17 protein-coding genes and 4 pseudogenes are annotated in these 22,921 nt (G+C 42.2%); 11 read left to right on the top strand and 10 right to left on the bottom strand.

All coding sequences use genetic code 11. The features are described from left to right. A partial coding sequence (locus AC058W_RS14765) for a cytidylate kinase family protein (protein ID WP_479390249.1) occupies positions 1-228 on the bottom strand: 228 nt, incomplete at its 3' end. Positions 229-587: 359 nt separating this feature from the next. Here AC058W_RS14765 and AC058W_RS14760 point away from each other — a divergent pair. Both AC058W_RS14760 and AC058W_RS14755 read left to right on the top strand, forming a co-directional pair. Next, complete coding sequence (locus tag AC058W_RS14760) at positions 588-1,589, top strand: TAXI family TRAP transporter solute-binding subunit (protein ID WP_118516758.1); 1,002 nt, start codon at positions 588-590, stop codon at positions 1,587-1,589. A gap of 5 nt (positions 1,590-1,594) precedes the next feature. Next, positions 1,595-3,553 carry a TRAP transporter permease gene (locus AC058W_RS14755; protein WP_479390248.1) on the top strand — a complete coding sequence of 653 codons (1,959 nt, stop codon included), beginning with the start codon at positions 1,595-1,597 and terminating at the stop codon, positions 3,551-3,553. A gap of 57 nt (positions 3,554-3,610) precedes the next feature. Here the strand turns inward: AC058W_RS14755 and rfbD are convergent, their stop codons facing one another. From rfbD to AC058W_RS14735, 4 genes and pseudogenes are all read right to left on the bottom strand, one after another. Beyond that, positions 3,611-4,552 (bottom strand): dTDP-4-dehydrorhamnose reductase, encoded by a 942-nt coding sequence (gene rfbD / locus AC058W_RS14750; protein ID WP_479390247.1) that lies wholly within the window; start codon positions 4,550-4,552, stop codon positions 3,611-3,613. A 3-nt stretch (positions 4,553-4,555) separates the two neighbouring features. After that, entirely contained in the window at positions 4,556-5,584 is a 1,029-nt protein-coding gene (gene rfbB / locus AC058W_RS14745; protein WP_019161142.1) for a dTDP-glucose 4,6-dehydratase, read from the bottom strand. 159 nt (positions 5,585-5,743) lie between these two features. Continuing rightward, positions 5,744-6,640, bottom strand: coding sequence for a glucose-1-phosphate thymidylyltransferase RfbA (gene rfbA / locus AC058W_RS14740; RefSeq protein WP_118247570.1), 897 nt, complete (start codon positions 6,638-6,640; stop codon positions 5,744-5,746). Positions 6,641-6,886: 246 nt separating this feature from the next. Further along, a pseudogene (locus AC058W_RS14735) lies at positions 6,887-8,069 on the bottom strand (MerR family transcriptional regulator). A gap of 597 nt (positions 8,070-8,666) precedes the next feature. Between AC058W_RS14735 and AC058W_RS14730 the strand changes: the two are divergent. The 4 genes from AC058W_RS14730 to AC058W_RS14715 all read left to right on the top strand — a co-directional run bounded on the left by AC058W_RS14730 (position 8,667) and on the right by AC058W_RS14715 (position 13,041). Beyond that, a complete protein-coding gene (locus AC058W_RS14730) occupies positions 8,667-9,422 on the top strand; it encodes a DUF3825 domain-containing protein (RefSeq protein WP_243009278.1) in 756 nt (251 codons plus the stop codon). 210 nt (positions 9,423-9,632) lie between these two features. Next, complete coding sequence (locus tag AC058W_RS14725; protein WP_117676255.1) at positions 9,633-10,655, top strand: acyltransferase; 1,023 nt, start codon at positions 9,633-9,635, stop codon at positions 10,653-10,655. Positions 10,656-10,740: 85 nt separating this feature from the next. Continuing rightward, entirely contained in the window at positions 10,741-11,484 is a 744-nt protein-coding gene (locus AC058W_RS14720; protein ID WP_117676254.1) for a hypothetical protein, read from the top strand. Between the two features lie 231 nt (positions 11,485-11,715). Beyond that, the gene (locus AC058W_RS14715) at positions 11,716-13,041 is read left to right on the top strand and encodes an MATE family efflux transporter (protein WP_340283263.1); all 1,326 of its coding nucleotides are present in this window, start codon (positions 11,716-11,718) and stop codon (positions 13,039-13,041) included. Positions 13,042-13,054: 13 nt separating this feature from the next. Here AC058W_RS14715 and AC058W_RS14710 read toward each other — a convergent pair whose 3' ends face one another. After that, complete coding sequence (locus AC058W_RS14710; protein ID WP_117844961.1) at positions 13,055-14,416, bottom strand: MATE family efflux transporter; 1,362 nt, start codon at positions 14,414-14,416, stop codon at positions 13,055-13,057. 155 nt (positions 14,417-14,571) lie between these two features. Then, the gene (locus tag AC058W_RS14705; RefSeq protein ID WP_118137196.1) at positions 14,572-16,284 is read right to left on the bottom strand and encodes a hypothetical protein; all 1,713 of its coding nucleotides are present in this window, start codon (positions 16,282-16,284) and stop codon (positions 14,572-14,574) included. 455 nt (positions 16,285-16,739) lie between these two features. Here AC058W_RS14705 and AC058W_RS14700 point away from each other — a divergent pair, with 455 nt between their 5' ends. The 3 genes and pseudogenes from AC058W_RS14700 to AC058W_RS14690 all read left to right on the top strand — a co-directional run bounded on the left by AC058W_RS14700 (position 16,740) and on the right by AC058W_RS14690 (position 17,976). Then, positions 16,740-17,015 (top strand): PLP-dependent transferase, encoded by a 276-nt coding sequence (locus AC058W_RS14700; protein WP_479390246.1) that lies wholly within the window; start codon positions 16,740-16,742, stop codon positions 17,013-17,015. After that, positions 17,002-17,484, top strand: a complete 483-nt coding sequence (locus AC058W_RS14695; protein ID WP_479390245.1) for a PLP-dependent transferase — start codon at positions 17,002-17,004, stop codon at positions 17,482-17,484. The genes AC058W_RS14700 and AC058W_RS14695 overlap by 14 nt, the downstream gene beginning before the upstream one ends. A 19-nt stretch (positions 17,485-17,503) precedes the next feature. Then, positions 17,504-17,976 (top strand): annotated as a pseudogene (locus AC058W_RS14690) (PLP-dependent transferase). Between the two features lie 66 nt (positions 17,977-18,042). Here AC058W_RS14690 and pdxR read toward each other — a convergent pair. After that, positions 18,043-19,444 (bottom strand): annotated as a pseudogene (gene pdxR, locus AC058W_RS14685) (MocR-like pyridoxine biosynthesis transcription factor PdxR). Between the two features lie 236 nt (positions 19,445-19,680). On the opposite strand from pdxR, the gene pdxS reads away from it, so the two are divergent. Both pdxS and pdxT read left to right on the top strand, forming a co-directional pair. After that, entirely contained in the window at positions 19,681-20,553 is an 873-nt protein-coding gene (gene pdxS, locus AC058W_RS14680; protein ID WP_118137216.1) for a pyridoxal 5'-phosphate synthase lyase subunit PdxS, read from the top strand. Next, the gene (gene pdxT, locus AC058W_RS14675) at positions 20,553-21,119 is read left to right on the top strand and encodes a pyridoxal 5'-phosphate synthase glutaminase subunit PdxT (RefSeq protein WP_118137201.1); all 567 of its coding nucleotides are present in this window, start codon (positions 20,553-20,555) and stop codon (positions 21,117-21,119) included. Before pdxS ends, pdxT begins: the two co-directional genes overlap by 1 nt. A 169-nt stretch (positions 21,120-21,288) precedes the next feature. On the opposite strand, the pseudogene AC058W_RS14670 reads toward pdxT, so the two are convergent. After that, positions 21,289-22,080 (bottom strand): annotated as a pseudogene (locus tag AC058W_RS14670) (ABC transporter permease). After that, complete coding sequence (locus tag AC058W_RS14665) at positions 22,073-22,840, bottom strand: ABC transporter ATP-binding protein (protein ID WP_117676246.1); 768 nt, start codon at positions 22,838-22,840, stop codon at positions 22,073-22,075. Before AC058W_RS14665 ends, AC058W_RS14670 begins: the two are co-directional and overlap by 8 nt. Between the last annotated feature and the right edge of the window lie 81 nt (positions 22,841-22,921).

Genomic DNA, 22,921 nt, shown 5'->3' with positions numbered 1-22,921 from the left:
TGCAGAGTTATTCAGAATGTTGTCCAGAAGTCTGGCACTGCGGCTCAGATTTTCACCCTCACGATCAATATCCTCCTGGGAATATCCGCTTCTGGCAGCAGCCTGTTTTGCGAAATCCCGATCGTAATATGGGATACCAAGCCTTTCTGAAACTACTCTTGCAATACTGTGTCCCCCGGCACCAAACTCCCGGCTGATTGTGATGACAGGGTATTTTCTTTCGGACATAATAGATACCTCCATTGGGTTATTATTTATTTTGTTATCCATGTTTTTCTTTATTGTAACGTTTTTTGTAAGATTATTCAATAAAGATTATCATTTTTTGAAAAAATATGTTATAATTCAAAATATTATGAAGTTAGGGTCAAAAGGTATTTTGCCCCTAACCTGATATCCACAAATTGCTCCGCTGCTTTGCAGCTCTCGCAATTCTCAAACATTCGAAATCCGCTGATTTACTGCGTAAATCGCTACTTTCTCATGTTTGGCGGGTCCCAAGTTCAAAAGTCTTATCGTGCAAGCACGAACGACTTTTTGACCTTTTGACCCTGATATCATATTATGCAACTGAAGGAGATGGATTTATGAGAAACAAAGAGCTTTTCAGAGGCAGGAGAAAAGCTGGCAGGCTTGTTGGCCTTGTTTTGACTCTTGCACTTGCAGTCAGTCTTCTGAGCGGCTGCGGACAAAATAAAGAACGTCTGACGTTCGGTACCGGCGGTACGGCGGGAACGTATTATTCCTACGGTGGTGTGCTGGCCCAGTATATTACCAATAATACAAATGTAAAGGTTACAGCAGTTTCTACAGGTGGTTCCAAAGCGAACCTGCAGTCAGTACAGGACGGAGATTTCCAGCTTGGATTTGTCCAGTCAGATGTAATGGCCTATGCATGGGACGGCGTAAGAGCATTTGAACAGGACGGTGCAACCCATGATTTCAGGACTCTGGGCGGCCTGTATGCAGAGACTGTCCAGCTGTTTACCATGGATCCTGACATTAAGACAGTGGAAGATCTGAAGGGCAAGAGTGTATCTATCGGTGCGGCAAATTCCGGCGTATATTTCAATGCGTTGGATGTTTTAAATGCAGGCGGCATTACCCTGGATGATATCCATCCCCAGTATTTGTCTTTTGAGGACAGCAAGGAATCTTTGAAGGATGGAAAAATTGATGCTGCATTTATTGTTGCAGGTGCACCTACAACAGCTATCACAGAGCTTGCAACTACCAATGGTGTCTATATGATCAATATTGACGGCGCGATCAGGGATTCAATTTTGAGTGACTGTCCATATTATACATCCTATCAGATTCCGGCAGGAACCTATCCGGGACAGGATGAACCGGTAGAGACAATCACCGTTAAGGCAACAATTGTTGTATCTGAGAATCTGGACGATGATACAGTGTACGATATGACGGCTGCTATTTTTGACCATGCAGATGAGATTGCATCCGAGAATGCAAAGGGAGAGGAGCTTTCCCTGGAGAATGCCACTACAGGTATGACGATACCGTTCCATGAAGGTGCTGCACGTTACTATGCAGAGCATGGAATTACAGTTGACACGAAAGGGGAATAACCGGTATGAAAGAATATAACAGTAAAAAAGTAAATACATCTCCGGTGGGACAGTCAGAGTCTGAGGGAGCTGATGTAGATGCGGTTATGAAAAAGTATGACCGTGAGTCTAATATCCGTATATGGACAGGAAAATATAAGATTGCTATCCGCGGAATTCTCATCGCCTTCTCACTGTGGTGTATTTATGTAACACTTTTTGCAACCTTCCTGGAGGAAATCCGACTGACTTCTTTCCTGGGACTGATCGTTCTGATCGGGTTTCTGACTTATCCTGCAAAGAAGTGTGACATCAGAGAGAATTATATGCCGATAAGCGATATTATTTTTATGTTGCTTGGCACAGGTGCTTTTTTGTATTTCACCTTTAACGCAAATAAGATTATCAATCAGGGTACCAGATTTGAAATCTATCAGATTATCATCGGCATTATTGGCATTCTGGCACTTGTTGAGCTTACCAGACGTTGTGTTGGTTTGCCAATCCTGATTGTAGCCGGCTTTTTCCTGATCTATGCGCTGGCTGTAGGACTTACAAACCCGGCGTTTTTTGGCAGGGTGAAATTTCTGGTGCGTAACCTTTTCTATACAAAAGAAGGTATTTTTTCCACACCAGTAAATGTATGCTCCAAGTATATTGTAGTGTTTATTATTTTTGGGGCATTCCTGGAGAGAACAGGAATTTCCAATTTCTTTATCCAGCTTGCGAACTGTGTGGCCGGAAAATATGCAGGTGGCCCTGCGAAGGTAGCAGTTATCAGTTCTGCTCTTTGTGGAATGGTTTCAGGTTCTTCTGTAGGTAATACAGTTACCACAGGTTCTGTTACTATCCCTATGATGAAAGAGACCGGATACAAGCCGGAGTTTGCAGGTGCAGTAGAAGCGGCTTCTTCTACAGGCGGACAGATCATGCCGCCGATTATGGGCGCTGCTGCATTCCTTATGGCTGATTTTATAGGAGTACCCTATTCACAGATCATCGTCAGGGCAATCCTGCCGGCATTGCTGTATTTTACTGGAATCTTTATCGCAGTTCATCTGGAAGCTAAGAAACTGGGGCTCTCCGGTATTCCGAAAGAAGAACTTCCTGTATTTAAGATCCTGATTCGTAAGATTTATTTGTTATTACCGTTGATCATGCTAGTTATCTGGGTATCAGGAAACTATATGACAATGCAGAAAGCCGCAAGTTATGCAATCGTTCTTTCTATTATAGTAAGTCTGTTTGATAAAGAGAACAGAATCAGTGTTACAAAATGTTTTGATGCCTTGGAAGCAGGTGGAAGAGGTGTTATTTCTGTAGCTGTAGCCTGTGGTGTTGCAGGTATTATTTCCGGTTCCATTACTATGACAGGTCTTGCAAATGACCTGATCAACGGAATCATCAGTGTTGCAAACGGAAAGTTAATCATTGCGCTTCTTTTGACAATGCTTTGCTGTATTGTTCTTGGTATGGGTGTTCCGACTACTGCAAACTACTGTATCATGGCAGCAACCTGTGCACCGATTCTGGTACGTATGGGAGTGCCGATTATGGCAGCTCACTTCTTTGTATTTTACTTCGGCATTGTAGCAGATATTACACCGCCGGTAGCACTTGCTGCTTATGCAGGTTCTGCAATCGCAAAATCGAACCCAATGAAGACTGCATTTACAGCTTCGAAATTGGCTATCGCGGTATTCATTGTGCCGTATGTATTCTGCTTCAATCCGTCCATGCTTCTGATCGATACCACTGCTGTCAGTGTAGTTCAGATTTTTATCACTTCACTAATCGGCGTATTTGGTCTGTCAGCATCACTGGAAGGTTTTCTGTTTGTGAAGATGCCTGCAATTGTCCGCGTTATGTTGGCTGTAGGAGGACTGATCCTTATCAATCCAACGCTTATGACGGATATTTTGGGACTGCTTCTGATCGTGGGATGCTGCGTATGGCAGACAGCGCAAAAGAAGAAAACTGCATAGAGAAGAATAGAAAATCCGGCAAAACACCAGGCTTTTGAGTGTTTTGTCGGATTTTTTTCAGAAATCCAGTTCTTTCAGATACCGTCCAAGTGCATCCTGCCAGGTGGGGAGTGGTGTGAAACCATTGGCTGTCAGTTTGCTCTTATCCAGACGGCTGTTAAACGGTCTGGCTGCTTTGGAAGCGCCATACTCTGCAGTTGTGACGGAGTTGACTGTCATGTTTTCCGGGAGATATTGCGGGTGTCCCATGGCAGCGGCCTGACGGAAGATTTCTTTTGTGAAATCATACCAGCTGATATATCCGCCCTCATTGGTTGCGTGGTAATAGCCGTATTTCTCTGTCTCGATCATATCTACCAGAAGTCTTGCCAGATCATAAGTATAAGTAGGTGTGCCGATCTGATCATTTACAACTGATAGTGTGTCGTGAGTTTTTCCAAGGTTGATCATGGTCTTGATAAAGTTCTTACCATTTTTGCCAAATACCCATGCAATACGGACGATAAAGAATTTATCAACAGTACCGGATACGGCGAGTTCACCGTCCAGCTTCGTCTGTCCATAGACATTTAATGGTTTATAGTCCTTGCAGTCCGGCTCCCATGGAGTGGTTCCCTGACCATCGAACACATAGTCAGTGGACAGATACAACATCTTGATGTCAAGCTCTTTGCACACATCAGCAATATTCTGGGTTCCGGTTACATTTACCAGACGGACCTTCGGCTGATTTTCTTCATCCTCGGCAGCATCTACAGCTGTCCATGCAGCACAGTGGATCACAGCGTCAACATTTGCTTCTTTGATGACTTTTTCTACAGAAGTCTTGTCAGTGATATCCATCTGCACATAAGGCATTGTGGTAACTGCAGTGCCGTCTGCGATTCCGCTGTAGGAAGGAGCAATGTCGCTTCCCACACCTTCATAGCCGCGTCTCGCAAGTTCGTTCATAACATCATGTCCAAGCTGACCGCCTACACCTGTTACAAAAATCCTCATAAATTATGCCTCCCCGCGGTTTGCGTACATTTTTTCGTAGTAGTTCTGGTATTCGCCGGAGATGATAGTTTCCCACCATTCTTTGTTATCCAGATACCATTTGATGGTCTTCTTGATACCGTCTGCAAATTTTGTTTCCGGTAACCAGCCGAGTTCGTTGTGAATCTTGGTCGGGTCAATGGCATAACGCATATCATGACCTTTACGGTCTGCCACATATGTGATCAGGCTTTCCGGCTTGCCAAGCTCTTTACAGATGATCTTAACAATATCAATGTTTGTCATTTCGTTGTGACCACCTACATTGTAAACTTCGCCTACACGTCCTTTGTGGATAATCAGGTCGATCGCGCGGCAGTGATCCTCTACATACAGCCAGTCACGTACATTTTCACCCTTTCCGTAAACAGGAAGTGGTTTGTCATTTAATGCGTTGGCGATCATTAACGGAATCAGTTTCTCCGGGAAATGATATGGTCCGTAGTTATTGGAGCAGCGGCTGATAGATACAGGCAGTCCGTAGGTTCTGTGGTAAGCCAGTACCAGAAGGTCTGCGGAAGCCTTGGAAGAGCTATAAGGGCTGCTTGTGTGGATCGGAGTTTCCTCTGTGAAGAACAGGTCAGGTCTGTCTAATGGAAGATCTCCGTAAACTTCATCAGTGGATACCTGATGATAACGCTTGATACCGTATTTGCGGCATGCATCCATAAGAACAGCAGTACCGATGATATTTGTGGTAAGGAAAACTTCCGGGTTTTCGATGGAGCGGTCAACGTGACTCTCTGCTGCGAAGTTTACAACCATATCAGGGTGTTCTTCTTCAAAGAGTTTGTAAACTGCTTCGCGGTCTGTGATGCTTTCTTTTACGAAACGAAAATTTGGGTTGTCCATGACAGGTGCAAGAGTGGAAAGGTTTCCTGCATAGGTCAGACAGTCCAGACAGATGATGCGGTAATCCGGGTATTTTTTTAACATGTGAAAAATAAAGTTGCTTCCGATAAATCCGGCACCGCCGGTTACGATAATGTTCATTAAAATTCTCCTTTGATTTTGAAATTATAATTACATCTTCTGCTGTAATCTGTCAGAAACAGAACTGCTGACAGATTACGGGAAGAAAGGATTGCGGGCAAATAGTTCAATTTCTGTTTAACTGAAAAAATACGGCAAAATCAGAAAACAGATTTTAAATCAGTGAAGTACGTCTAAATATTTACCATCCAGAACGTCTTTTAAATATTGGCCATACTGATTTTTTTTCAGTACCTCATAAACCTTCAGGACATCCTCTTTAGTGATCCAGCCGTTAAGATATGCAATCTCTTCCAGACATCCGATTTTACGGTGCTGGTGGCTTTCCATTGTTTTTACGAAATTGGTAGCTTCTACAAGACTTTCATGTGTGCCGGTATCCAGCCATGTGAATCCCTGTCCGAGAAGCTCTACGTTTAATTCGCCCTTTTCCAGATAGATGCGGTTCAGGTCTGTGATCTCAAGTTCGCCTCTGGCGCTTGGTTTCAGATTTTTTGCATACTCTACGACGCGATTGTCATAGAAGTATAAACCTGTGACACAGTAGTTGCTCTTCGGATGCTCCGGTTTCTCTTCAATTGAGATAGCCTTGCCTTCATGGTCAAATTCTACAATACCGAATCTCTCCGGATCATCTACATAGTATCCGAAAACAGTAGCACCTTCGCCGGATTCTGCGTTCTTTACAGCAGCTTTCAGTCTTTTCTTCAGTCCATGTCCTGCGAAGATATTATCGCCGAGGACCATGGCAACTGTATCATCACCGATAAATTCCTCGCCGATGATAAATGCCTGAGCAAGTCCGTCAGGGCTTGGCTGTACGGCGTAAGTAAGGTGTACGCCAAACTGATGTCCGTCACCAAGAAGTTCCTCAAAACGGGGAGTATCCTGCGGCGTAGAGATGATCAGGATATCGCGGATTCCTGCGTTCATCAGTACAGACATGGGATAGTAGATCATTGGTTTATCATAGATTGGCAGAAGCTGTTTGGATGTTACCATTGTAAGCGGATAAAGGCGTGTGCCAGAACCGCCGGCTAAAATAATACCTTTCATGTGTATTCTCCTTTTTCATTTGTCAGTGCAGTGAAAAATTGATGACTCTTTTAAACATATAATGTAGTCAATCGGATATTCGCAATCCGCTTTCGCTACTTGCTCATAACCAATAAGTCACTGTACTTATCGAGTTCAATATAGTGTCAGTTTGCCGGAAATCTATTTCCCGGCGTTGGTAATTGTATTATAAAAGGTGACCTTAGGTCACCTTCAAGTACTTTTTACAAAAAAGTTAAAATTTGGTTATTTTTCACAAAGAAAAATACCGGCATCTTTTGTGATAAAGAAGCCATCTTTTGTTTTTCGTGATACAAATCCTCGAAAATCTGTATATTTGTCCAGAAGATATTGGTTCTGATTTCCATGGCAGGACAGAATGTAGGAAATCAGTGGCTCTGCATCCGGGACAAGAAGGGAGTCATTATAGGATTCCCAGGAAATATCAGAAAAATACGGTGCAAGGATATCGGCACCGTTTTCTCTGCCGAAACGTTCATAAAGTCTGTCTGCGGAAAGAACGATCCTGTTATCGAAATCCTGGACCAGCTGACTGACTTCCTGCATATGATGACTGCCATAAGTGCTGCAGATTAGTTTCCCACCGGGAACGAGCACACGCTGGATTTCATTACACACAGCAGGAATGTCTTCACAGTAAAAGAGAACATGATTGGCAATCACCAGGTCAAAATTACAGCCTTTATGTGGAATTTTCGCACAGTCAAAAACTTCGAAAGAAAAACGTTTGTCTTTTCGCCCGAGTGCACGTCTGGCATCACGGATCATTCCGGAGGAAAGATCAGAGAGGGTAATGGAAATATCCTGTGGAAGAAACTGGATGTTTTGTGTCCAAAGTGCACCGTCACCACATCCAAGCTCAAGAATACGCATGCCTGGATGAATTTGGCATTGTTTATAGATCCATGGAAACCATCCCTGCTTATTTTGGGAGTAGAGACTGTGCAGGTTGATTCTGGAAGAGATATTGGAAGCATTCTGGTATTGATTCTTCATGCTTTTTTCCATACCGGTGAGGTGAATCAGGTCAAGCATCTGATTCCAGTCTATCGCGTGCTGTGAACGGATTGCTTCGGTTGTATCCTGAATGGCTTTTTCTGCCAGCTGCATCTGCCTCGATGCGGTCGCGGACGAGTTTCAGCTGAATATTCAGGGAGTTTTCCATGAAATGGTAATCAGAATCATCAATAGTCATTTCACGGATATCGTCAAGGGAAAAGCCAAGATATTTCAGAAGCAGAATCTGGGAAAGTCTTGCGAAATCTTCGTCTGTGTAAAAACGAGCGCCGGATTCTGTCACATAGGATGGTTTTAGAATATTTTGTTTATCATAGTAGCGAATGGTACGTAGTGTTACATGTGCCATGCGCGCAAATTCTCCGGAGGAGTAATAGCCATCTTTTTTCACGAAATAACCTTCTTTAAATAGTATTGTTCAAAAATAAACTGGATTACAGGAAAAGGATCACATTAGTTGAATTTTTTGCCTGTTGCCAGAAGTATAACATAGTTTACTGACAGGTTACAAGTAGCAGGTAAGAGGAGAAAATGTTGGTTACTGTTCACAGGTAGTATCCCGCGAGGTGTTTTTTGTGAGCGAAGGTCACCTACAGAACCTGCCACCGGCGGCTTCTTACGGATGCCTGGCAACAGAAAACCCGAGACATACCGCGCGAATTTATGCGAATAGCATAAATTAAGTTTGCGAAGCAAACGATACTCCTTGGGCTTTGCACAAGGAGGTTCTTATTTCCTGCATCGCGAAGCGTGTTACTGAGAACGCAGTGAACAGTAACAAATGTTGAAATATTGATATTTTTGAAAGATAGTAAAGCTTGTCTTTTCGTGGTGATTGTGCTATGGTAAATAAAAATCAAGTCAAAGATATCGATATACTTGTGGATTTTTTATACAAATCACAATATGGCAGTTCTGCCATAGCTTTTCCAAAATACAATAAATAAAAAGAAAACAATATCAAAGGTGCAGGAACAGGAGGAGCCTGATGATTAATTTATTCGATTTTACTTACTGCGGCGATTATAACCGGCAGATTCAGAATCTTGCAAGGATGGTGCCGGAGAAGTGGAGCTTTTCGGATACAGATGATAACGGAATCCTGAAAGGATACCTGGAACATACATTTAAACGCCTTTACGAAGAAAATAAGGTGTGTGAGAGAAAGAATTATGCAATATTCAATACAGGACTCTTTAATTACTATTATCAGCCGATTTATGCGTACTTTATTCCCAATCTGGTGCCGGACAGGCAGTTGTGGTTTCTGGATGGCTTTTACACAGAATATTATTTATTAAAAGAAGGAATCACCAACCTGCCACAAAAGGCATGTTATGTGGAAAATCCCGCTGATCTTGTATTTGACACGAAACTTCCGGTGATTCCGCAGTATGAGCATATTTTTGGAGATGAAGAGAATGCATCACGTCTGCCAAAAGAGGTCAGGGACAGCAGTATGAGGCTGCAGCTGTTTGATGGTGCACTAAAACAGACCAGAAGAATGCTGGAAGCGGACTATAAGACTGCAATACCACAGTACTATAATCACTCGATTCAGCTATTGATCCCAATCTGTCTGAGGCATCCGGGAAAACCGGATCTGGCGCTTGCATGTATGAAAACACCGGATGGAAGTAAATATCTGGGGCGAACTTGCCTGACACTGCGTATGGCATATCATAACGCGAGACTTCTTGCCAGAGTAGACAGAAGCTGGCTGATGTCTTCGCCCTCGGCCTGAAGATTGACATGTCTGGAAAGCTTTGCTATATTTAAAAACCAGCTATTGAGATATTTTTACGAATTTTGGTTTGTAATTGGAAGTACGATTCAATGGAATACAAGCTAATCTCTACTTGTGGCTTACTGTTTTTTGCAATTGAAACAGGGTACTTACTTGATTTGGTTAAATCATTATATAAAAATTACTACAGATAAGGAATGGTGGGAAATGAGAAATAAAAGTCTGGATGCGGCGAAGGCGGTTGCTGCATGCCTCGTGGTGTTTATTCATGTAAGCTTTCCGGGGCAGGTGGGACAGATCATAAAGGTTCTGGCCAGATGTGCAGTTCCGTTTTTCTTTATGATATCGGGATATTTTTGCTATTATGAAGGGAAGACAGCAGAGGATAAAATACCATCTAAGATTTTGCATATTTTAAAACTTTTTTTCATATCGCTTTTGTTTTATCTTGTCTGGGAATATATTATGAAGTTTCTGTCTGGGGAAGATACAGGAGAATGGCTGAAAGAACTTACGGACAGTAGTCATCTGAAAGAATTTGCTTTATATAACAGTACTTCTGTAGTGAGAGCTCATTTGTGGTTTTTGCCGGCGCTGATTTATTGCTATGCAGTTGATTTCTTTGTTGAAAAATGGAAACTTAGGAAAGCTGCATATTGTTGTATACCTGTATTGCTGGCAATGCTTTTGTGGCGGGCGGAATTTTGCAGATTTTTCGGGGGATTTTATCATACGATGGAATACAGAAACTTTCTGTTTACAGGATTTGGTTTCTATCTGACAGGACAGATGATTCATGAATATCAGGATAAGATGTATCAATGCTTTGTTCAAAAGCATACAGAAAGGCATATAAAATGGCTGCTTATTGTTGGTATGGCAGCAGGGGCAGCGCTTAGTATTCTGGAATATTCTTTTCAGAATGCCAGAGAAATTTATCTGGGAAATTGTATCGCGGTCATCTGCCTGTTTTTATGGCTTGTCTTATATGGCAAAGAAAAGAAAATTTCACCGATACTGGCGGAAATAGGGCGAAAGTACGCATTTTTGATTTATCTGCTTCATCCGGCAGTTGCCGATATAATAAAAAAATTTTCGCAGTATGTGGGAATTGACAGCAGTTTATGCTATTTATGGCTGCGTCCGCTTTTGGTGTATGGGATTACTCTGGGGATGATACAGGGCGTTTTTACGTTAAATATGCGTTTAAAAGACTGTTCGCGAAGATAGAAATATGTTATAGTAATCAGTAATTCGGCACACTGGTTACAGTAAATGCAGTAATGAAATTTGCAGAATGCACAAAGGAGAAAAAATGGCAGAACAAGATCAGGACACAAGACAGAGGGAGAAGAGAGTGAATCAGACAGAGCAGCATGATGAGAGTGTACTCAATCCGGAGATCAAGGATGAACTGGATTTGTCGAAGAAGGAAAGACGCCTGATTGAAAAAGAAAAGTTAAAAGGAATGGGAATGAAAAAGAAGCTGGAATATATCTGGATGTATTATAAACCAGCTATCTTTGGAGTGATCATAGCAATTGCACTTATCTTTGGCGTGAAAGATTTTTACGAACAGTCCAAGATAAAAACAGTCATGTCCATTTCAATGGTAAATTCAACAGTAAGTGATACCGATGAGTTCGAACAGGAAATCAAGGAAGCACTTGGGTATGGCGATGATAAGTACAGCAAAGTAGAAATAGGAGTCAACCTTACTACGGATGCTGATCCGTCAGAGTTCAATTATACTGCGCAGATGGCTTATGTGACACAGGTTCAGGCAGGAACGATCGATATTATGATCATGCCGGAGGAACTTTATCAGACTTTAAATGAAAACCAGGTATTTGTGGATCTGAAGGAACTGCTGGGCGCAGATAATTTTGAAGCATTTGGGTCGCAGACAGATACTACACATATTTCAATCACAGACAGTGAGCTTGCAGAGAAACTGGGTGTATCTTATGAACCGATGTGTATTGTAGTGCCATATTCAGCACCTGATCAGGAGAATGTTGTAAAATGGCTGGAAACACTTAATCCGGCTAAAAATTAAAAATATAAGAGATACTTGACAGATATCAGGAATCTATGGTATGTTTATCACGCCAAAATTGGTGTGGACTTTTTAGTCTTATGATAAACATAAACTTTTTTCGCCACACAATTATCATACATTAACTGTAATGATAATTGTGTGGTATTTTTTTGCGGTAATTACGGCAATAATGCAAAACTACGGGTTGTTGTAAGCGGTAGCAGATATTTTTAAAGAAAGGGGAAAAGAATGAACAATACTTTTATGAAAGAAAAACCGGTACTGCCACTGTTGGCATCTATGGCCCTGCCGATGGTACTGTCCATGCTGGTAAATTCACTGTACAACATTGTAGACAGTTTTTTTGTTGCAAAAATCAGTGAAGAGGCCATGACGGCATTGTCTCTGGTGTATCCGGTACAGAATTTTATCAATGCGATTGCGATTGGTTTCGGTGTTGGAATCAATGCACAGATATCCTTCCACCTGGGGGCAAAGAATTTAAGGAATGCAAATACGGCTGCCACGCATGGTATGCTTTTTAATATTATCCATGGCATAGTGATCACCGCGTTATGTATTCCGTTTATGCCGGTATTCCTTAAAATGTTTACAAAAGAACAGGAGGTCATTACGCTTGGAACACAGTATTCCACTATTGCCTTTGCATTTTCGGTAGTGATTATGGTCAGTCTGTCTTTTGAAAAAATTTTCCAGGCAGTAGGAAGAATGAAAATCACAATGATCAGCCTTCTGGTAGGATGTATTTCCAATATTATCCTGGATCCACTTCTTATCTTTGGCGTAGGATTTTTTCCGAAAATGGGAATTAAGGGTGCAGCACTTGCAACAGGGCTTGGTCAGGTGTTTACAGTTATTGTATATCTGATTGCATATGCGAAATGCAGTCTTCCTGTAGAAGTCAGCAGAAAATATCTGAAATTGAACAGGAATCTGGATGCCAAGTTATATATGGTCGGAGTTCCTGCGATACTGAATATTGCACTTCCATCCGTGCTGATTTCTTTCCTGAATCAGATCTTGTCCGCTTTCTCAGAAAGTTATGTAGTAGTGCTGGGAATCTATTATAAATTACAGACATTTCTGTATCTGCCGGCAAGTGGTATCGTGCAGGGAATGCGTCCTCTGATGGGATATAATTACGGAGCCGGAGAGACAAAGAGAGTAAAGAAAATATTCGGACTTTCTCTTTGCCTGAATGGAATGATCATGCTGGCGGGAACGATTATCTGCTTCGTAGCCTCAGGACCATTGATGGGATTGTTTACTGAGAATCCGGAAACAGTGAGACTGGGAACAGCAGCACTGAGAATCATCAGTATCGGATTTATTCCATCTGCAGTTTCGGTTACCGCTTCCGGTGCATTGGAAGGACTGGGAAAAGGTACCCAGTCACTGGTGATTTCTTTATTAAGATATATTATCGTGATCATTCCGGCAGCTTATGTGCTGTGCTTCTTTGCAGGAGCAGGAGTTGTGTGGAATGCGTTCTGGATCTGTGAGCTTGCAACAGCAGCAGTAGTATGTATCGGTATTAAATACTATTGGAACTGACTTCTGAAATAAATCAGACTGTCTGGCAGCGCTTTTGCAGGTGACGGTTGATCAGGAGCAAAAATACAACCGTAGAGAGAACGGAGCAGACTCCGTCAGCTACAGGTTCCGCAAAAAATGCAGCTTTTGCGTCAAAGAAAACAGGCAGGATGGCAGCACTGAGAACGAAGAGTGATTTTCTGGTTACGGAGAGTGCAAGTCCTGTTTTAGGACGATCTAGGGCAGTCAGACCGTCTACGAATACATATTGAAAGCTCAGTGGAATGATCATCAGAGTATAAGTATGGATTGCCCAGACAGAGAAACTGATATATTGTGGATCTGATGTAAATAACAGAACAAAGTACCGGGGAACAAGCCGGGAGAGAAGGAACATAATGGTGGTAAAGATAAGCATTACTCCCAGAATGTTCCTTTCTGCATCTTTGACTCTGTCAGCACGTCTGGCACCATAATTATAACTGAGGATTGCCTGTGTACCTCCGCTGATTCCAATCATCGATGAGGTGATCAGAAGCAGGTAACTTTGTGCGATGGTTGCGCAGGTAATAAACATATCTCCCTGAGATTTCCCGCCATATTTTTGAAGAATTGTGTTCAGCAGAATCAGAATGAGACTGTCAGTAGCAAGAATCAGGAAGGGCGAAAATCCCAGGGAAAGAATCCGATTCATGATTTTTGTATCATACTGTCCGAATGTAATCTTCACAGGGACTTTTTTACCAAACAGAAATCTCATGGCAAATATACATGAGAGAATCTGTGAAATCACAGTTGCAACAGCGGCACCTGCGATTCCCATATGAAAGCCAAAGATAAAAACAGGATCCAACAGGATATTACACCCTGCACCGATGAGAACGGTAAACATTCCTACAAGCGGAAAGCCCTGACAGTTGATAAAGTAATTGAGTCCTGTAGCCATCAATGCAAAGAAAGTTCCCACAGTATAAATAGTCAGATATGTATTTGCATATGGAAAAGTAGCTTCGCTTGCACCAAACCACATGAGCAGCTTATCTTTTAGTAAAAGAAAGCTGATAGTCAGCAGAATAGAGAAAATACTGAGCATAAGAAAAGAATTTGCCAGTATCTGTTCTGCTTTTTTTGTATTTTTTTCACCCATTCGGATTCCCATGGTAATGGAACCTCCGATTCCTACCAATGTGCCAAATGAAGTGAGAAGCGTGACAATAGGGCCGCATACCCCTGCACCTGCAAGTGCGAGCGTACCATGACCGGCAATATGACCGATGTACATTCTGTCAATGATGCTGTAAAGTACATTGACGAACTGGGCTGTCATGGAAGGAATGGCAAGCTGAAGCACCAGGGTGCGTATCGGAGCTTTGCCAAGATCTGCTGTTGTATTCATTTTAATTTCCTCATCCGTTTGAAAGGGACTGCTGCATCAATCTTTGCAACAGTCCCTGTTATGAAAGGTCAGATATCCTCTACGATATCTGACCTTCTATTATATATTTTACTTTCTGATTGTGTAACCGAATTAAGCAAGTTTCCTATCTGACATCAGGCTGCAGCATCTGTATCAGAGCCATCAGATGTATTATCGGAAGTTTCGCTGTTTTCTGAAGCTTTTGTGTCGGAACTATCTTCTGTAGCGCTTCCTCCACTGAGAATATAAGTGATGACCTCATCCGGTACTCCTGCTTTTGACAGATTATCCATAATTGAAGTAAAGTCAAGTGTAGCAGCATAAGCATTCATATCATCGTTGTTGTTTGCATCATAAACATCTTTCAGTGAAGCCAGATCCGGAATCTCAACAGCTTCGCCGGCACCGCCTGTAATGCTGAGAGTACCAAGCGTACTGCCCGCGTTTTCTATTGAGAGAGCAACAGAACCGGAATCTTTTTCGGAATTCAGATCCAGAACAAGTGCAAAGTTCTCAAGTATTGAGCTATAGTAATCATCTTCATTGTCTGTATCGGAAGATGGGAAAGTAATCTTATAATTACCATTTAAATTGCCTTCCTTTGCAGAAACTGTATCATAATCTTTTACTTCAATAATGGCTGAAATACTGTCAGCAAGGGAGAGTTCATAAGTTCCGTTTAATTTATCTCCATCAATCTGACCGGAGCCGGACAAAGAGTAAGTGTTGATATCATCTGATGCGATGGTAAGAAGATAACCAAAATCGGAACCATTTTCAGGCATCTGCCAGGTGAGAATTGGTGTTGTAGTGTCTCCTTCCTGAATTTCAAGTGCGCGTCCTGCGATTCTGCCGTTTTCATCTACCCAGATTTTAGTGGAGAGGTAAGAATCTTCGGAATCACTGGTGTCAGTGTCTTTCAGGGCGTTAAGACCTTTATCCACAGCAGTAGTGAAACTTTCGTATAGATTTTCGTCACTGGAGAGTTTATCGTTCCAGGTATTGAGAATGCTTTCGATGTCGCTGTCTGATTTGGCTGCTTCCAGGAGTTCAGTTGCGGTTTTGACAGCGTCCGCAGATGAAATCTGTCCTTCATATACGGTACAGTCCTGACTGATATCTCCGGCAGTAAGAGTTTCCTGACTGCTTTCGCCCTCGGTCAGATTATCAAAGAGCATGGAACCGTACTTGTCCAGAAGCGTCTCAATTACAGATGCTTCCGGCAGTGCTGATGACAGATCAGACATCAGGGAAGCTGACAGGCTGATACTGTCTGAATATGCTGAGGCAAAATTATCAGTTGGAATATCAACATCTGTATCATCAGGAGTTAACTCTTCAATATCACTTTCAATATTGGAAGCCTGTTGATCAGTCGCTTCTTTCAGATTTGTTTTAAAATATTTATCGGAGAGTTCTGGAATACGCATGTAGACATCCTGACTTTCCGGATCAAGATAATATTCTAAAGAACAGATCTGATTATCATTGAGGAGGACTTTCATCAGAAGCCCTTCTTTTCCATCAGTAAAAGAGACGGTATTGGCAAGTGTGATGTCATTTAACCAGGAAATATCAAACGGTGCAACAAATCCAAGAAGAGAGCGACCGGAATCTTCGATTTTCAGAGATATATCGCTCTGCATTCCGGACACAAGAGCCTGGCTTTCTTCTATAGAGGCTGCATAGGAAGATGCCATATTTTTTACTTCCTCTGCCCATGCATTTTTTTCAATGGAAGCATAGTCGTCTGCAGCAAACGCTGTAGATGGAATGACAGCGGTGCCCAGAAGAGCTGCTGTACAGATTGCTGTTGTTTTTCTTAACCATTTTTTCCTTGTTTTCATAAAGAGCCTCCTTCTGTTCTTATATGAATCTTATGTAGTAGTTTTTGCTTTCAGAATATCTGTTTTCGCAGTATTGGAAAGCAAAAGAATATTATTCAGACAAAAATATTGGCTGAAATTATAATCTACAACAATTTTACCAGATGTGTATGAAAAAAGCTATGAATTTTCGACAAATTGTGAAAAAATATCGATTTTTTGTTACTGGTCACGTAGTGAACAGCAATAATTTTTTAAAAAATAAATGTTATAGAAAGATATCAATATATAAATTAAAACTATATATCCGTATAAAAATTTGGTATATGCAGATTTCTTGACAGTTTCACATAAAAATAATATACTACTATTCATACTAAAACACTATGAAATAGTAAAAACAGAAACTCTATATGTTGATACAGATATTTTGGAGCTTTTGATATGATTATATCTTTTACAAGGGGAATATGGACATGGAATTTCAGACTAAATTATTACATGGAAAATCAGTAGATAATTACGCAAATGGCTCCACAGTGCCGCCGATCAGTCTGGCAAATGCGTTTGCCTATGAGTCATCAGAACAGCTGGAGAAAGTATTTCAGAACCAGGCACCGGGTTTTGCGTATACTAGAATTGCAAATCCTACAGTGGATGCCTTTGAACGAAGAGTAAATGAGCTGGAAGGCGGAATCGGAGGTGTAGCCTGTTTCCTCCGGAATGTCAGCAGTTACCTTGTCGCTGCTTAATATTCTGCAGGCGGGCGATGAGGTGATTGCCGGAAGCGCATTGTTTGGAGGAACTTTGGACCTTTTTCATGACCTGGAGTCATTTGGAATCAAGGTACATTTTATTCCGAGAGTAGAAAAAGAACTGATTGAGCCGCTTCTGACTGAGAGAACTAAGGCGGTATTTGGTGAAATCATAGGAAACCCGGCGTTGAATGTAATGGATGTGCGTGAGACTGCAGATTTCCTCCATGGAAAAGGTGTGCCGCTGATTGTAGACAGTACAACGGCTACTCCGTATCTTCTTAATCCGATTCAGTATGGTGCAGATGTGGTCGTACATTCCACTTCAAAGTATATAAACGGAAGTGGAGATGCCATCAGCGGAATTATTATTGACAGTGGAAACTTCTCGTGGAATCCGGAGAGATATCCGGGAATGAAAGAATATAAAAAGTATGGAAAATTTGCTTATCTGGTGAAGCTTTAGAAATGGAATCTGGCGAAATATGGGAGGCTGTCTGGCTCCGATGAATGCCTATCTGAATATTATCGGAATGGAGACACTTGGTCTGCGTATGGAGCGGGTCTGTGAGAATGCTTTCCAGCTTGCGCAGGCATTGGAGAAGCTGGAAGACGTATCTGTCGATTCTCCGTTGTTGAAATCCAGTCCATACCATGAGCTTGCCCAAACAAGCTTTCATGGAAAAGGTGGTGCGATCCTGACTATCCGTACCGGCTCGAAAGAACGGGCATATCAGCTGATCAATCATCTGAAATATGTAAAGATTGCCACGAATATCGGAGATGTGAGACGCTGGTAATTCATCCGGCGTCTACGATTTATATTCACAGTACGCCGGAAGCAATGGCTGAGGCCGGTGTATATGCTGATACGATCCGCATCAGTGTGGGAATTGAGGATGCGAAGGACCTCATTCAGGACTTTACAGAAGCTGTAGAGAGCCTTAAGGAAGACTAAGTAAAATATGTGGCTCGATACCGAATAACTGCTCCGCGTTTTATCAGGAGGAACTTGCCGATTCGGTTAAATGCACAGGTTCAGTCTGTGAACGATTTCCTTGATATCATCTATTTCTATAGAAGAATAATTCATAATATATACATTATCGGGCGCCTCGCCGGGAACATGATAGTAACCGGACAGAGGCGCCATTTTTATGCTCTGCGTACCGGCTGACTGGATCAGTTTTTCTTCTGGTTGTGAGGTTTCAGATTTTTCATAAGAAAATGAACGCCGGCCTCCTCGCCTGAGATTGTGACGAAATCATTTAACCGGCTGTTTCTGATAGCAGTAATCAGGGCATCACGCTTGGAGTGATAATAGTTTCTAAGTCTGTTGATATGTTTTTCAAAATAACCCTCCTGAATAAACTTTGCAAGTGTATACTGTTCGAAATTAGACACAGTGCAGGAATAGAAGGAAAGCTTTTTATAAAATTCATCCAGAAGTTGTCTGGGCAGGACCATATAGCTGATACGGACAGTTGAGGAGAGTGTCTTGGTAAAAGTGTTCATGTAAATGACCTTATCAGAGACATCAATGCTCTGTAATGTGGGAATCGGCTGCCCCGCTCAGGCGAAGCTCGCTGTCGTAATCGTCTTCGATAATATATCGGTTTTCTCCCCTGGAAGCCCAGCCAAGAAGCTCATAACGTCTGCTGGATTGGCATGACGATTCCGGTAGGGTAGTGATGGGATGGGGAGATATGCAGGATATCAGCCTTCTTTTCTTCCAGTTCGGAAACTTTTACCCCGTCATTGTCCATATCAATATACTGGCATGGTACCTGCCAGCTCTTATAAATCTGAGGAATCTTTCTGTATCCCGGATTTTCCACTGCGTAAACCTTGTCTTTGCCAAAAAGCTGGATCAGAAGTCCGTACAGGTATTCCGTACCGGCACCTACGATGATCTGTTCCGGCAGGACGGTCATTCCACGGAATTCTTTTAAGTATGTGGCGATAGCCTTGCGGAGGAAAAAAATGCCGCCGCATGGAGGGTTCGTCATCAGCTGCATCTGATTTTCATTTAAAACTTCGCGGACCATTTTTGTCCAGATGGTGAACGGGAAAAGCTCAGATTGTGTCTGATTACTGGAAAAATCAGCCAGATATCCGGAATCTCCGCTTGTGAGAGGAATCATTTCTTTTGTGATATTTTTTTTTTCGATTTCCACAGCTTTCTTAAAATCGGTAACATAGAAGCCACGTTTTGGCATGGAATAGATATAACCTTCTGCAATAAGCTGTTCGTAAGCATTTTCTACAGTAATCACGCTTATACCCAGATTTTTTGCAAAAGAGCGCTTGGATGGTAATTTTTCCCCAGGCTTGATATTTCCCTGTAAAATGTCATTTTTGATGCATTTATATAAATATTCATACAGAGAATCTGACCCTGTATTTGTGAAATTATAGGTAATCATTTGTAATATTTTCTCCAATCTGACCTTACTGAATATATCTGAATTGACGATTTAAATATATTCACTTTTGCATTATACTCTGTTCATGCTGATTCGTACAGAAAAAATTGAAATAAATTCTATGCATTGCGAAGCGTGCTACTGAAAACGGAGTGAACAGTAACATGATTACTACGATTAACGGTGGAAAAGAGAATCAGAAAATTACAAGATACGAAACAGAGAGGAGATTTCACATGGAAAACAGATATGAATTAAATAAGCAGCTTGCACAGATGTTAAAAGGCGGTGTCATCATGGATGTTACCACACCGGAGCAGGCAAAGATCGCAGAGGCAGCAGGTGCATGTGCAGTTATGGCACTGGAACGAATTCCGGCAGATATCCGTGCAGCAGGTGGTGTTTCCAGAATGAGTGACCCGAAGATGATCCAGGGAATCCAGAATGCAGTTTCGATTCCGGTCATGGCGAAATGCAGAATCGGACATTTTGTGGAAGCACAGATACTCGAAGCAATCGAGATTGACTATATCGATGAGAGTGAAGTGTTATCTCCTGCTGATGATATTTATCATATTAATAAGAGAAACTTCAAAGTTCCGTTTGTATGCGGTGCAAAAGATCTGGGAGAAGCACTTCGAAGAATCAATGAAGGCGCGTCCATGATCCGTACAAAAGGTGAGCCGGGAACAGGAGATATCGTACAGGCAGTACGCCATATGCGTAAGATGAACAGTGCGATCGCACAGCTTACAAGTATGAGAGAAGATGAACTTTTCGAGGCTGCAAAACAGTTCCAGGTACCATACGAACTGGTAGAATATGTACATAAAAACGGCAAACTTCCGGTAGTAAACTTCGCAGCGGGTGGTGTTGCGACTCCTGCCGATGCAGCTTTGATGATGCAGCTTGGCGCAGAAGGCGTATTCGTTGGTTCTGGTATCTTCAAATCCGGTAATCCTGCAAAAAGAGCCAATGCGATCGTAAAAGCAGTGACAAACTATACAGATGCAAAGATGATCGCAGAATTATCCGAAGATCTTGGAGAGGCCATGGTTGGTATCAATGAAAGTGAAATTCAGATCCTTATGGCGGAAAGAGGCAAATAATGACGATAGCAGTTTTGGCAGTACAGGGCGCATTTATTGAACATGAGAAAAAACTGGAGAAACTGGGTGCAGACTGTATTGAACTCAGAAAAGCAGAAAATCTGTCACAGCATTATGACGGGCTGGTGCTTCCGGGAGGCGAGAGTACTGTACAGGGGAAACTTCTGAAAGAGCTTGGAATGTTCGATACCATTAAATCCCAGATAGAATCAGGAATGCCGGTTCTGGCTACCTGTGCGGGAATGATTCTGCTTGCAGAAGAACTGGAAGGCGGCGAGGTAGGGCATTTACAGACCATGCCGGTGACAGTGAAACGAAACGCTTACGGAAGACAGCTTGGCAGCTTTCATACAGAAGCCAGACTGGAAGGAATTGGAGAAATTCCTATGACATTTATCCGTGCTCCATATGTGGCAGAAGTGGGAGATGGAGTACAGATACTTGCGAAAGCAGAGGAAAAAATCGTGGCAGTGAAATATAAAAATCAGCTGGCACTGGCATTTCATCCGGAACTGGACGAAAATGATGAAATTCATAAAGTGTTTCTGAAAATGTGTGAGAGATAAAGAAAAAAGAAATCCTGAAGATCAGATTTAAATGAAGCAAGAGAGCTGCTGAGATATCTGATTTTTCAGGATTTCTTTTTTATCAGAACATTAAATTTGATTTGAAGTTAATTTGAAGTTAATTTTGCGGCTGCCTCGTTATAACTGGTAGCGGTAAAGAAAATAACAATTATCTGTGAGTCCTTTTTTCAATAAGTCCAAGGATTCCGTACAGGATAATGGCGATGATGCACAGGATGATAATGGACATCAGCACCCAGGTAAGTTTAAAGGTCTGGCTGGAATAAATGATCAGATAGCCAAGTCCTTTCCGGGCACCGATAAATTCTCCTATGATCACACCTACCAGACACAGACCTATGTTTACTTTCATAACACTAAGCAGCAGCGGAACAGAAGATGGAAGAATAATTTTTGTAAGTTTTTCTTTCTTGCCGCCGCCGAGTGTTTCGATGAGCTTGAGTTTTTCCGGGTCTGCTTCACAGAATCCTGTATAGAGATTCAGAATCGAACCAAAAACAGCGACTGACATTCCACAGACGATAATTGTCCGCTCATTGGCACCAAGCCATACGATAAGCAAAGGTGCCAGTGCCGATTTTGGAAGGCTGTTCAATACAACCAGATAAGGCTCTGTGATTTTCGCAATTCTGGGACAGATTCACAGAAGAACTGCCATACCTGCACCCAGAAGCACCACGAAGAGAAAACTGATCAGAGTTTCTGTGATGGTTACAGAAAGGTGCGGAAAAATAGAACCATCTTTGCACATGCTGTAAAAACTATGCCAGATCATACATGGACTGCTGAAGATAAAAGAGTCGATCAGTCCTGCTCTGGCGGAAATTTCCCACAGAATCAAAAAGAGAAGAAGAATAAAAATTCTCAGGAAACTGATGAATTTCTTTTCTCTTTTCTGACGGCATATATATTGTTGCTGATAGTATGAAGATTCAGGCATCATGGTTTAACTCCTTCCAGATGAGATTAAAGTAGGATTTGAAATCTGGTGCATTTCTGGAAGACATCGGGGTACGGTTTTCAAGATTGAAATGGATTGGTACGATTTTACGAATAATGGCAGGCCGGGATGAGAGAATAATAACCCGGTCTGCCATGCTGATGGCTTCTGAAATGTCATGGGTGACAAGAATTGCAGTTTTTTTCTCCTGCTTAAGGATTTTACCGATGTCATCGCTGACATTGAGCCTGGTCTGATAATCGAGGGCAGAGAATGGCTCATCAAGCAGCAGAAGCTCCGGCTTTAATGCCAGAGTCCGGATCAGTGCAGCTCTCTGGCGCATTCCGCCGGATAACTGCGAAGGGCGCGCCAGACGGAATTTGTCCAGACCGTAATCAGAAAGAATCTGATCGACATAGGAAAGTTTTTCGGTGGTGAGTTCTCCGCGAATCTCCAGTCCAAGAAGAACATTTTTATAAATTGTCCGCCACTCCAATAGATGGTCTTTCTGCAGCATATATCCGATACGGCGGTCACCGGAAGTGACAGGGATGCCATCGAGAAGAATCTGTCCCTGTTCTGGCTGGATCAATCCGCAGATCAGATTCAGTAATGTGGATTTTCCACATCCGGAAGGCCCGACAATGGCGAGAAATTCGCCGGGCATCAGTTGAAAGGATATATGAGAAAGAGCAGGGGTTTCCCCCGTTAAGTCGTGGTAGGAGAGACTGACATCTGTAATATCCAGCAGTGGTTTCATACAGATACCTCCATTTATAATAGTGGGATTATAAGTTTTATATTATCGGATAAAAAACGGTAATGATTTAGTATCCTGAGG

This window comes from Blautia sp. CGZ-1-C1 (assembly GCF_056504575.1).
This window is presented reverse-complemented; position numbering and strand designations above follow the sequence as displayed.

What these genes read in the sequence shown, in the direction of transcription:
- AC058W_RS14725 (WP_117676255.1), top strand. Translation starts at nt 9,633, where the DNA reads ATGAGAAATAAAAGTCTGGATGCGGCGAAGGCGGTTGCTGCATGCCTC.
- AC058W_RS14760 (WP_118516758.1), top strand. Translation starts at nt 588, where the DNA reads ATGAGAAACAAAGAGCTTTTCAGAGGCAGGAGAAAAGCTGGCAGGCTT.
- AC058W_RS14715 (WP_340283263.1), top strand. Translation starts at nt 11,716, where the DNA reads ATGAACAATACTTTTATGAAAGAAAAACCGGTACTGCCACTGTTGGCA.
- AC058W_RS14700 (WP_479390246.1), top strand. Translation starts at nt 16,740, where the DNA reads ATGGAATTTCAGACTAAATTATTACATGGAAAATCAGTAGATAATTAC.
- rfbB (WP_019161142.1), bottom strand. Translation starts at nt 5,584, where the DNA reads ATGAACATTATCGTAACCGGCGGTGCCGGATTTATCGGAAGCAACTTT.
- rfbA (WP_118247570.1), bottom strand. Translation starts at nt 6,640, where the DNA reads ATGAAAGGTATTATTTTAGCCGGCGGTTCTGGCACACGCCTTTATCCG.
- AC058W_RS14665 (WP_117676246.1), bottom strand. Translation starts at nt 22,840, where the DNA reads ATGAAACCACTGCTGGATATTACAGATGTCAGTCTCTCCTACCACGAC.
- pdxT (WP_118137201.1), top strand. Translation starts at nt 20,553, where the DNA reads ATGACGATAGCAGTTTTGGCAGTACAGGGCGCATTTATTGAACATGAG.
- AC058W_RS14755 (WP_479390248.1), top strand. Translation starts at nt 1,595, where the DNA reads ATGAAAGAATATAACAGTAAAAAAGTAAATACATCTCCGGTGGGACAG.
- pdxS (WP_118137216.1), top strand. Translation starts at nt 19,681, where the DNA reads ATGGAAAACAGATATGAATTAAATAAGCAGCTTGCACAGATGTTAAAA.
- AC058W_RS14720 (WP_117676254.1), top strand. Translation starts at nt 10,741, where the DNA reads ATGGCAGAACAAGATCAGGACACAAGACAGAGGGAGAAGAGAGTGAAT.
- rfbD (WP_479390247.1), bottom strand. Translation starts at nt 4,552, where the DNA reads ATGAGGATTTTTGTAACAGGTGTAGGCGGTCAGCTTGGACATGATGTT.
- AC058W_RS14705 (WP_118137196.1), bottom strand. Translation starts at nt 16,284, where the DNA reads ATGAAAACAAGGAAAAAATGGTTAAGAAAAACAACAGCAATCTGTACA.
- AC058W_RS14710 (WP_117844961.1), bottom strand. Translation starts at nt 14,416, where the DNA reads ATGAATACAACAGCAGATCTTGGCAAAGCTCCGATACGCACCCTGGTG.
- AC058W_RS14730 (WP_243009278.1), top strand. Translation starts at nt 8,667, where the DNA reads ATGATTAATTTATTCGATTTTACTTACTGCGGCGATTATAACCGGCAG.